The organism is Ruminococcus flavefaciens, assembly GCF_900119075.1.
Classification (GTDB): Bacteria; Bacillota; Clostridia; order Oscillospirales; family Ruminococcaceae; genus Ruminococcus; species Ruminococcus flavefaciens_Q.
This window is the reverse complement of record NZ_FPIP01000008.1, coordinates 58,029-69,781: the sequence shown is the minus strand read 5'-3', so window position 1 is coordinate 69,781 and position 11,753 is coordinate 58,029. Positions and strand designations below refer to the sequence as shown.

At 47.2% G+C, this 11,753-nt stretch carries 8 protein-coding genes; 4 read left to right on the top strand and 4 right to left on the bottom strand.

The window, feature by feature from the left end:
* On the bottom strand, positions 1 to 283 hold a 283-nt coding region (locus BT105_RS15075; RefSeq protein WP_177243973.1), incomplete at its 3' end, for a hypothetical protein.
* A 457-nt stretch (positions 284 to 740) separates the two neighbouring features.
* Between BT105_RS15075 and BT105_RS11500 the strand changes: the two genes are divergently transcribed.
* From BT105_RS11500 to BT105_RS11485, 4 genes are all read left to right on the top strand, one after another.
* Positions 741 to 1,154, top strand: a complete 414-nt coding sequence (locus tag BT105_RS11500) for a MerR family transcriptional regulator (RefSeq protein ID WP_072300873.1) — start codon at positions 741 to 743, stop codon at positions 1,152 to 1,154.
* A gap of 4 nt (positions 1,155 to 1,158) precedes the next feature.
* Entirely contained in the window at positions 1,159 to 2,904 is a 1,746-nt protein-coding gene (locus tag BT105_RS11495) for a 1-deoxy-D-xylulose-5-phosphate synthase (RefSeq protein ID WP_072300872.1), read from the top strand.
* A 12-nt stretch (positions 2,905 to 2,916) separates the two neighbouring features.
* Complete coding sequence (locus BT105_RS11490; RefSeq protein WP_072300871.1) at positions 2,917 to 3,435, top strand: nitroreductase; 519 nt, start codon at positions 2,917 to 2,919, stop codon at positions 3,433 to 3,435.
* Between the two features lie 235 nt (positions 3,436 to 3,670).
* Complete coding sequence (locus BT105_RS11485; RefSeq protein WP_072300870.1) at positions 3,671 to 7,042, top strand: beta-L-arabinofuranosidase domain-containing protein; 3,372 nt, start codon at positions 3,671 to 3,673, stop codon at positions 7,040 to 7,042.
* Between the two features lie 347 nt (positions 7,043 to 7,389).
* Here the strand turns inward: BT105_RS11485 and BT105_RS11480 are convergent, their stop codons facing one another.
* The 3 genes from BT105_RS11480 to BT105_RS11470 form a co-directional block, all read right to left on the bottom strand.
* Positions 7,390 to 9,150 carry a CotH kinase family protein gene (locus tag BT105_RS11480; RefSeq protein ID WP_072300869.1) on the bottom strand — a complete coding sequence of 587 codons (1,761 nt, stop codon included), beginning with the start codon at positions 9,148 to 9,150 and terminating at the stop codon, positions 7,390 to 7,392.
* Between the two features lie 155 nt (positions 9,151 to 9,305).
* Complete coding sequence (locus BT105_RS11475) at positions 9,306 to 10,571, bottom strand: leucine-rich repeat protein (RefSeq protein ID WP_072300868.1); 1,266 nt, start codon at positions 10,569 to 10,571, stop codon at positions 9,306 to 9,308.
* A 336-nt stretch (positions 10,572 to 10,907) separates the two neighbouring features.
* On the bottom strand, positions 10,908 to 11,753 hold an 846-nt coding region (locus tag BT105_RS11470), incomplete at its 5' end, for a polysaccharide deacetylase family protein (RefSeq protein WP_177243972.1).

Sequence of the window (11,753 nt, the reverse complement as noted above, 5' to 3'; positions counted from 1 at the left end):
TGAAGACTGCTTTGCCGTCCTCATCGGAAGTTCTGCTTACCTCATCTGCATTATCAAGAGTAAAAGTAACAGTTGCAGGATCAACATTCTTTATTGCAATTGAGTATGGTTCCAGTCTCTTGTTGGACTCTTTCTCTACGAAGAACTTGGGTTCTTTTTCTTCTGCTGCTGTTTCAGCTGCATATACTTTGCCGATGTTTCGTGTGTTTACTGCATTTGACGGATATGCTCCCCCAACGAGCACAAGCGCCATTACCGCAGCAATGGTTCTTTTGATTTTCATAATATTTTCTCCTTTTATATCATTAGCCTTTCGGCTTAACTGTATTATATATAAAAGTTAATGTAAAAGCAATATCTTTAGCAATAAATTTACAAACACTTAACAATTGAAATTACTTAACACAATAAATCATCATACTTTTTAATCGCTTGTTCATCAAATTATACTTTCTAAAATTATGATTTATTCATTATCTCAAACTGACTTCTGTAATTTTTATTGTGTATGCATAATATATAGTTATTTCTTTCACCTTTAGTATAAGTTTGCAAAAAGCCGTTTTCCCCGAAAAATAAGTCTTATACCTGCATTGCTGCATAACAGAAAAGCTTCTATATAAGCATAGTGCACAAGCAGATTTCTTCTGACTTGTACACTATGCCAAAATTGTTTTCGCACTATTGACTTGGAGTTAACTCCAAGGTGTATAATTCCAATATACGGGAGGTGATGTGCCTTGACTATCAAGGAAGTATGCAGCAGATTCAACGTGAGTCCCGATACTCTCAGATATTACGAGCGCGTGGGAGTTATCCCCGAGGTACACCGCACAGCAGGCGGTATCCGCGATTACACCGACGACGATATCAAATGGGTAGAGACTGCCACCTGCTTCAGAAGCGCAGGTATGCCAATAGAGCTTCTTATTGAATACGTAAAGCTTTTTCGTGAGGGCGACCACACCATACAGGCAAGGTGCGACCTGCTGAAAGAGGCAAGGGAGCGTATCCTTGCGGAGCGTAAAAAGTTCGACGACGCTCTTGCAAAAATGGACTACAAGATAAAAGTCTACGAAAAAGCCGTGGAAACAGGCAAACTTGAATGGGGCGGCGAAAGCAGCTGTTGCTGCTGCAATAAACCAAAGGAGTAATACAATGTACATCGAAAACATCAATTCACCAAAAGACATCAAAGCTCTTGACACAGATCAGCTCAAAGCACTTGCAGCCGAGATAAGAAGCGGACTTCTCAACCGCCTTACCAAGCGCGGCGGACATTTTGGTCCCAATTTTGGATTTGTGGAAGCAACTATCGCCCTGCATCACGTTTTTGACTCTCCAAAGGACAAATTCGTGTTCGATGTTTCACATCAGTGCTACACTCACAAAATACTGACAGGACGCAAAGACGCATTTTTCAATGACGACTGCTTCGGCGATATCTCGGGCTATACAAATCCCGAGGAAAGCGAGCACGACTTCTTCAACGTTGGACATACCTCAACTTCGGTTAGCCTTGCCTGCGGACTTGCAAAGGCGCGTGACCTCCGCGGTGAAAGCGGCAATGTTATAGCTATAATCGGCGACGGCTCCCTCAGCGGCGGCGAAGCCCTTGAGGGTATCGACTTTGCATCGGAGCTTAACAGCAACTTCATCATCATAGTCAACGACAACGATATGTCCATTGCCGAGAACCACGGCGGACTTTACAAGGACCTGAAAGCTCTCCGCGATTCCGACGGAAAGTGCGAATGCAACCTCTTCAGGGCTATGGGGCTTGACTATACTTACATTGCTGACGGGAACGATATCGGAGCGCTTATTGAAGCATTCAAGAAAATCAAAGACGTTGACCACCCCATTGTCGTACACATCAGAACCCTCAAAGGCAAGGGCTTTGAGCCTGCGGAAACCAACAAGGAGGACTGGCACTGGCATATGCCCTTTGATCCCGAAACAGGCAAGGGGCTCTGGGAAAGCGGCGGCGAGGACTACGGCGAAATGACCTGTGATTATCTTATGAAGAAGATGAAAGCTGACAGGAGCGTAGTCACAATGGTTGCGGCAGTTCCCACCAATATCGGCTTTACAGAGGATAAGCGAAAGGAAGCGGGAGCGCAGTTCATCGACGTGGGTATCGCCGAGGAGCACGCCGTTGCTATGGCTTCGGGTATCGCCAGAAACGGCGGCAAGCCCGTATTCGCCACACATTCCAGCTTCTTCCAGCGCACCTACGACCAGATATCACAAGATCTCTGCATAAACAGCAATCCTGCCACCCTTCTGGTGAACACAGCTTCTGTTTACGGTATGCACGACATCACTCATCTGGGTATCTACGATATCCCCATGATGTCAAATATCCCTAACCTTGTGTACCTTGCTCCCACCAACTGCGAGGAGTACTTCGCTATGCTGGACTGGAGCATTGAGCAGGACAAGTACCCCGTTGCCGTCAGGATACCCTGCAACGGAGTTATCCACACCGACAAGCCCGTTGATACGGACTACAGCGACATCAACAAATATAAAATAACTCAGCAGGGCGCAAATGTTGCTGTCATCGCTCTTGGCGATTTCTACCAGCTCGGCGAGGAGCTTGCAGAGCTTATCGCTAAGAAAACAGGCACAGCTCCCACCCTGATAAATCCGCGCTATATCACGGGAATAGACGAGGAGCTTCTCCAGCAGCTCAAATCCGAGCACTCATACGTTGTGACCTTGGAGGACGGCATACTGGACGGCGGCTTCGGCGAGAAAATAACGCGATTCTACGGCACCTCAGACATGAAAGTATTCAACTACGGACTGAAAAAGGAATTCCTCGACAGATACGCAGTTGAAGACGTTCTGAGGAAAAACCACCTCACCCCCGAGCAGATATATAACGATATTTTTTAAGGAGTAATAATTATGGACGCTATTGCAAATATGATAACCAGAAGAAGCATAAGAAAATTCAAGTCTGACATGGTATCAAAGGATATCATCGAAAAGATAATCGAGGCAGGCACATACGCCGCTACAGGCATGAACCGCCAGTCCCCCATTATCATCGCAGTTACCGATAAGGAGCTCCGCGACCGTCTTTCCGCTATGAATGCAAGGATAATGGGTACGGATAACGATCCTTTCTATAATGCTCCTGTAGTTCTCATAGTTCTCGCAAACAAGGCAATGCCCACCTATATTTACGACGGCAGCCTTGTTATGGGAAATCTCATGAATGCGGCTCACGCCTATGGCATTTCAAGCTGCTGGATTCACCGCGCAAAGGAAGAATTCGAGTCTGAGGAGGGCAAAGCGCTTCTCCGTCAGCTTGGCATAGAGGGCGAATATGAGGGCATAGGACACTGCATACTCGGCTATGCGGACTGTGACGAGCCCACAGCTTCACCGCGAAAGAAAAACTACGTATACTGGGTTGAATAAAAAGCGACAGCCTGTACCGTTTGGTACGGGCTGTTTTTTTTGCACCAAATGATGTATCTTCATGTTATTCAAATATTTATCATATAACATATCGTGCAAGTTTTGTATATTTACGAATAGAGTATGAATTTAAACAAAATATTTTCAACCTTTTCTGCAATTTTGTGGGTTGTTAGTTTCTTAATAATAAGCTACAATAATTATGGGATATTAAAATTTAAAGGAGGAATTTCTTATGTTATCAAAACTTCCCTCTCGTCTGACTTCATTTGGAATTGCTGCCGCTATGATGTGCTCTGTCACCAGCTTCCCGACAGTTGGTGTATCAGCAGCCGAGAACGCAAACATCCGTAATTTCAGCATCTCAGACGTAACCATGACTGACGCATACAGTGTCAACGCTTTCAACAAGGAGCTTGATTATCTCCTTGCATTCGACACAAACAGACTCCTTGCAGGCTTCCGCGAAAACGCTGGTCTCAACACCAACGGCGCAAAGCGCTACGGCGGCTGGGAAAACACCAACATCGCAGGTCACTCGGTTGGTCACTATATGACTGCTATCGCGCAGGCATACCAGAATCCTTCCATTACCGAGGAACAGCGCTCGGCACTTTACAAGAGAATGACCACCCTCATCGACGGTCTCAGACAGTGCCAGAAGAGCTCAAAGGGCAAACCGGGTCTTATCTGGGCTGCCTCCCACCCCAACGGCACAGGCGTTGAAGTTCAGTTTGACAACGTCGAAGCAGGCAAATCCAACATCATCAGTGAAGCCTGGGTGCCATGGTACACCATGCATAAGCTCATCGCAGGTATAGTTGATATCTACGATGCAACAGGCTATGCTACCGCAAAAGACTTAGGCTCTGACTTGGGCGACTGGGTATACAACCGCTGTAAGACATGGAACGACCAGAAGCGCCGCACAGTGCTCTCTATCGAGTACGGCGGAATGAACGACTGTATGTACGAGCTCTACCGCATAACAGGCAAGGACAATCACGCTGTTGCAGCTCATTATTTCGACGACACAAATCTCCATGAGCAGATACTCAAGGGCGGTGCTAACGTCCTCAACGGAAAACACGCCAACACCACTATCCCTAAGTTCCTCGGAGCTCTCAAACGCTATACCGTAGCCCACGGTAAGACTATAAACGGCGAAAAGGTAGACGCTACACGCCAGCTCCAGTACGCAGAAGCTTTCTGGGATATGGTAGTAAACCACCACACCTATATCACAGGCGGAAACAGTGAGTGGGAGCACTTCGGTATGGACGATATCCTTGACAAGGAGCGTACAAACTGCAACTGCGAGACCTGCAACTCCTACAATATGCTCAAGCTCAGCCGCGAGCTTTTCAAGATAACAGGCGACAGCAAATACATGGATTTTTATGAGAATACCTATTATAACTCGATACTCTCCTCACAGAATCCCGAAACAGGTATGACCACCTACTTCCAGCCTATGGCTACAGGCTATTTCAAGGTTTACAGCTCACGCTTCGACCACTTCTGGTGCTGTACAGGAAGCGGTATGGAAAACTTCAGCAAGCTGGGCGACACTATCTATATGCACGGCGATAATACCCTGTATGTAAATATGTATCAGAGCTCCATACTCAACTGGGCTGACAAGAACATGAAGATAACCCAGAAGAGCAATATCCCCAACAGTGATACAACTTCCTTCACTATCGACGGCAGCGGCGCTGTTGACTTCCGCTTCCGTATCCCTGACTGGAAGGCAGGAAACATGACCATTAAGGTCGACGGCGAGAAGTACTCCTACAAGACCGTTGACGGCTATGCTCAGGTAACAGGCGACTTCAAGAGCGGCGACGTTATCGAGCTGACTATCCCCGAGGCTGTAAAGGCTTACTCCCTCCCCGACAAAAACACTGTTTACGGCTTCAAGTACGGTCCTGTGGTACTCAGCGCAGAGCTGGGCAAGCAGAACATGGCTACAGGCTCAACAGGTATGTGGGTAACTATCCCCAAGGATAAGGTGACTCCCTCAGAGAATATCCGTATCTCCGACAACAGCACTACTGTCAATACCTTTATGACAGACATAAACGACCACCTTGTAAGAGACGGCAGCTCCCTCAAGTTCAAGCTGACAGGCACTGACCACGACCTTACATTCTCGCCTCATTATCAGCAGTATCAGCAGCGCTACGGTATCTACTGGAACTTCCAGTCAAGCAGCACAGCTGTTGACAGACCTGCACGTTCCAAGTCCACCGTTACAGATACTGTACAGCCCGGCTACGGACAGTACGAGAACGACAATCTCCACGATATGCAGGAGACCAATACACAGGGCGTTACAGACGACAGTACCTACCGTTACGCTAAGAGCGGCGGCTCATTCAGCTACCGCATGGCTATCGACAAGGAAGCCGATTATACTATGCTCACCGTTAAATTCCGCAAGGCTGACAACGGCAAGTCCATACGCATAGTCGTAGGCGATACTGTCCTCTACAGTGGAACTCTCGACTACAAGGGCACCAAGGACGTTTACGACGTGAAGCTCATAGTTCCGCAGGACGTTATCGACAAGAACGTAAAGGCTATAAATGCCGACGGCACAGACTATGACGTTCTCACAGTCACATTCTCATCCAACGACGATAAGGAGTCCGCAAAGGTATGCGACTTCATCTACATGACAGCAGTCAAGCCTCTCTATGAGCGCGACAGCAGCATTGCCTACTTTGTAGACTGCGGCGACCACAACACCTATACTCTCTCAGGCAAGGACAAGCTGGGCTACTACAACAGCGTTACAGAGCAGCTCTACGGTCCCGATGAGGTAACAGGTGCTGAGTGGGGACTTATCGACGACGCTACAGACAAGTACGAGGGCAGCAAGAACAGCTCAGGTCTCTACACTGCCAATACATGGTGCGACGAGCGAAATACAGGCGACGGCAGAGACAAGACAGCTTCATTCCGCTATACAAAGAACCAGTACGAAAACAATATTGACCGTCATCTTGACTACGGCTTCACTCTCCCCAACGGAAAGTACTCCGTAGAGATGTGCTTCAGCAATCCATGGAGCTGTTCAACATCTCCTTCAGTATACGCAAACTACGGCAAGGACGACCAGAAGCTCATCGCCGAGAACTGCGCAACTAACGGCTCAACAGTATCAAAGGGCGAAGTAACAGTCAAGAACGGAAAGCTTGAGCTCAACTTCCGCTCTGCTGACAAGGCTATAAACCTTAACTACATCATTATCCGCACTCTTGAGCAGGAGCCCCTCCCCAAGGCAGAGGCAACAACAACTGCCACAACTACGACAACGACCACTACTACAACCACCACAACTACTACATCGCAGGCTCCAAAGGCTGACAAGCTTGGCGACGCTAACTGCGACGGCGAGATAGATATGTCGGACGTTGTACTGATAATGCAGAGTCTTGCTAATCCCAACAAGTATGCTCTCGGCGGTTCTGACGCCAAGGCTATCACTGAAAAGGGACTTGCAAATGCTGACGTTGATACAAGCAGCGCAGGCGTTACCGCAGGCGACGCACTCCGCATACAGGAGTATCTCCTCCACAAGATAAACTCGTTTGAATAAATATCAAATATAAAAAGGCGTGATTATAACCGCAACACTTATATAGAAGCTTACAGTTAATTATGGGGGAAACCTTTCTGAGGAAAGGTTCTCCCCCATACCCCTTTCCAAAGACTTTTATCTGGTTTTTTCGCAGATAGGGCGCTTCTTAAATAAAAAAAGACCTGCAAAAATGCAGGTGCGCCCTATCTGTGAAAAAACAAAACTAAAGTTTTAGGGAGAGAGTTTGAGAGAAGCCCCTTTTTCAAAAGGGGTTCTCTCAATAATAATTATAAAACTTCTATATGAGTATCATGGTTACATCACGCCTTTTCTTATACATTAAACTCAGCCGCTTTTCTGACAGCTCATTCCATGTACTTCTTCATATGCCCGACTATGTAGTCATGTCTCTTGTTATAGAAGCTCCTAAGGGTATCCACTGCTCTGCTGTAGTTGCTCTCAGCGCCGTATCCTCCTATAAGTCCGCTCCAGAAACGGTCATAGGTGGCAATGACGATGTCATGGTACTCCTCTGCAAGCCTGTCTATCTCAGCCTTGACCTTGTCGGAAGCAAAATTCTTGTCGGCTATCTCCATGAACGTATCAGAGAACTGCTGTCGGAAGCCTGCATTTTCCATAGCTCCGCTGAAAAGGTCTGCAATGAAGCAGTCGCTTTCAAGAAGCTTTGCGAAGCTGTCCTCAGATGGCTGAGCCTCGCCGTAGATACCCGAGCTGTACTCGGTATCGAACATGACGAACCGCCATTTTCCGTCGGCATAAGGGTTATTTTCGTCGACAACTTCTGACTTCCACATCGCCACATTCTTTGAGCCCCAGTCAGAATTATTTATGTATATCTCCGTGCTGACGTAATCCATAAAGCTCTGCATATCCACCTTTTCACAGAGCTGTTCATATGCCCAGTCCGATGACAGGTCGGTATATTTTATCCACTGTCTGAGCTCCTCCCATTCTGCAAAAGTCTCCTCAGAGCCGTCATCGAGAGTCTCCCTTTTGACTATACAGACATCTCTTGCGGGGACGCCGTAATGGGAGCTTATGAAATCATCGTCCATTTTTTCTGTTATCTCGTAATGTCCCCAGAACTCGCCGTCAATGAACACAATGCAAGGCTCCATGCCCTGAGTAAGAAACTGACGGTCTGACACCAGCGACTGGATAAGCTTATCGCTGAATCGTGTGTACATAGCGTCATTTCCGCCGTTTCGGAGCACAAATGTATCGAACACAGTCACGGGCTTTCCGACGGATTTGCTCATGACTTTTCCCGAAAAAAGGTCATATTCCAGCTTCGGAGCTCCGTAGCCGCCCCTTGCATAGATATTGAAGCTCTTTTGCGAATATGAACGTGTAGCTCCGCCGTGTATGCGTATGCCGACGTCCTGAGAAGCTGCCAGCTCGCCGTTCTCAAAGAACTGCACTGCCGCCTGACGCTCCCAGCCTTTGCCCTTCTGAGTGTAATTTGCAGGAATGAACCAATCGGGAGTAGTCGGATCGTAATCGTTCTTTTTCCAGTCGTCGTAGGTCTTTCCCAGTACGTATATGCCCTTTTCATGGTCAAAAAGGTTCGATTCATCGGTCAGAATGGAAACTATCCTGAAGTTCTTGTAATAATCCGCTTTTTTATCAAAGCCCACGAAATAGGTATTGGACACCACTTTGCTCTTGTTGCCGTTTTTGTCTATGGCAATGGCTCTCACCACGGTTGCCTTGTCAACTGCGTCACGGGGCTTGAAGTCCTTGGCAAGCTCCACAGGCTGTGCGATATCGGTATGTGCGCTGAGCACGTTTGCCTCCGCCGAGCGGTCTGTGATCTTTATGGGCTCGGTATAGCGGCTGCTCTGAGCCGTTGGGATACTGCCGTCAAGGGTGTAAAATATCTGATAGTCCTCATCAGCGGTGACAGAAAGATAAAAACCGCTGTCATAAAAGCCACTTTTAGCTGAAAAGACCATTCCCTCAGCTTCATATGGAGCCTCTGTGCTCTCGGTTATATCGGAGCCTGCTGTTGACGGCTGCAAGCCGTCGCTTTTGCTTCCTGCGCAGGAAAAAGCTGTACAGCACATTGATAAAAGCATCAGCGCAAGGATATATCGTTGTTTCATAGTTTTCTCCTTGTATCAGATCAATTGGTGTAGCTTATGTCATATCTATTTTTTTAATTATACGATGTTTTTATCCTAAAGTCAATAATGCACGGTCTGTTTTTGCGGTCATAAAAAATACCGCCGAAGCCGACGGTATTTTCATTTATATGAGCTTATTTCACATAATTCTTCTGAATGTATTCTTCAAATGACATTGCATTTTCGTGTGTTGTACCGCAGTAAGCATAGTACGAAAGTATCATCGAAGCGTCTACGGCGTCTGCCTTGCCGTCCTTGTTTACGTCGGCTACTGCTATCTGCTCCTTTGTGAGACCGCCGTCCTTCTTTACAGAGATATTTGCGTAATACTGGAGAACCATTGAAGCGTCTACAGCATTGATCTTTCCGCTGCCGTCAATATCGCCCAGCTTGTACTTTGACTCAGCAGGCTTTGTGGTGGTTGTTGTCACAGGAGTGCCTGTTGTAGTAGTTGATGTTGCTGCAGCCTTGGCTGTTGTGGTAGTTGATGTTGCTGTTGCCTTGGCTGTTGTAGTCGTTGAAGTTGCTGTTGCCTTAGCTGTTGTAGTCGTTGAAGTTGCTGTAGCCTTGCTTGTTGTGGTTGTTGATGTAGTGGTAGTCGTTGTCGTAGTTGTTGTAGTTGTTACAGGCTTCGGAAGTGCATTGAACTTATAATTGTTGTCTGCTGCAAGCTGCTCTGCTGTGGAATCCTCATAGCCTGTGATAGTTCCGCTGTAGTAGGAATTGCCCTTATCGTCCTTGCCGTTGCATATAAAGCATGATATCTCAAAATCACACTCGGGATTGAGAATAGTCACAGACTTGAGCTTAGGACTTGAGCAGAAAGCCTCCTGACCGATATATGAAACAGAAGCAGGAACGGTCACAGATTCAAGGTTCTGGGAAAGCAGGAACGCGAAGCTGTCTATCTTTTTGACAGTATTTGCAACTGTGTATAACTTGTCAGTCTTTCCTGCCGGATATGTCATGAGAGTATCCTTAGCCTTGTTGAATAAAACTCCGTCAACGTCTGCGAAGTTCTTATTGCCGCTGTCTACCTTTATGGACCTGAGCTGTAAATTCCATGAAAAGGCATTATCGCCGATAGCTGTAACAGAAGCAGGGATAGTTACCTCCTGAAGCTTCTCGGCAAAATAGAAGGCATTTTCCGCAATGGCCGTAACAGGGAGCTTGTTCACTGATGCAGGGATAGAGCACTTTGTAAGTCCCTCGTTGTTGATACCGCTTACCTCGGCATGGTCTGCAAAAACTGTGAATGTAAGGTCATCTGATGAAACAGTCTTTTCCTCCTCCGCACTTGCGGTCAGAGAAAAGCTTGGAGCATAGCTGCCAAACGGCACAGCTGCGCCTGCAATTAAGGTCAGCGACAGAACAGCCGCTATAATTCTTGTCGATCTCATAAAAAACCTCCGTAAATAAGATTATTGAACACGATTTTAAGCCATATTACATTATAAATCATCGTTCTGTAAAATGCTAACCAAATATTGCTACAAGTATAAATTTGCAAAAATTCTCGCTATCAGACAAAAACACCGCCGATATACGGCGGTATTTATTCAGCTTTAACAATGCCGTTATCGTCGGCTGTCCCGTCCTGCATAATATTTATCAGACAAAATGAAAAGACAGCCGATATCAACCGACTGCCTTTCAGGGGATATTAAAATTTGGAGAAATCTTACATGAGTGTGCCGAAAGCCGATCTCAGCTCTCGGCACATTTAGCGAAAACTATTAAGCGCGTGTGTGAACCTGGCCGCCTGCAAGTGTCTTGCCGTGAGCCTTTGCCATATCAGAAATGTTTACGTTCTGGTAACCATTCTGTGCAAGCCAAGGAAGAACCTCTTCCATAGCTGCTGCTGTGTTAGCATAGTTCTCGTGGCAGAGAACGATAGCACCCTCGAGTGAACCATTCTGTGCAGCCTGCTTGATAGTATTTACAATCTGATCCTTTGAAGCGCCGTTCCAGTCCTGTGTATCGATTGCACAGCTGATAAGCGGTACATCGCTGAGTGCAGACTGAACTGTTGCGTTGCTCTCAAGGTAAGGAAGTCTCATCAGCTTTGAAGGCTCAGCGCCGATGATGTTCTTGAGCTTGTTATTGCAGTTCTCCCACTCGCTTCTAACCTGCTGTGCGCCAAGCTGACCGAGATGTGGGTGAGACTGTGTATGGTTAGCTACTTCCATGCCATTCTGATACTCGTACTTGATCTGGTCATTTGTCTTGATCCAGTCGCCTACGATGAAGAATGTAGCTGTCATGTTATTCTTGATAAGAGCGTCGATGATTCTGTATCCGGGATCTGACTTGCTCTGAGCGCTTGCGCCGTCGTCGAATGAGATAGCGCAAAGCTTCTTGCCTGACTGTACCTGAGCACCGCCGTTGCCAGCCGACTGCTGACCTGCGTTGCCCTGCTGCTGTCCACCCTGGTTAAAGTCAAAGCCGCCCTGCTGACCGCCGAACTGGCTAAAGTCGAAACCGCCCTGCTGACCGCCCATCTGGCTGAAATCGAAGCCGCCCTGCTGGCCGCCCATCTGGCTGAAGTCAAAACCGCCCTGCTGGCCGCCCATCTGGCTGAA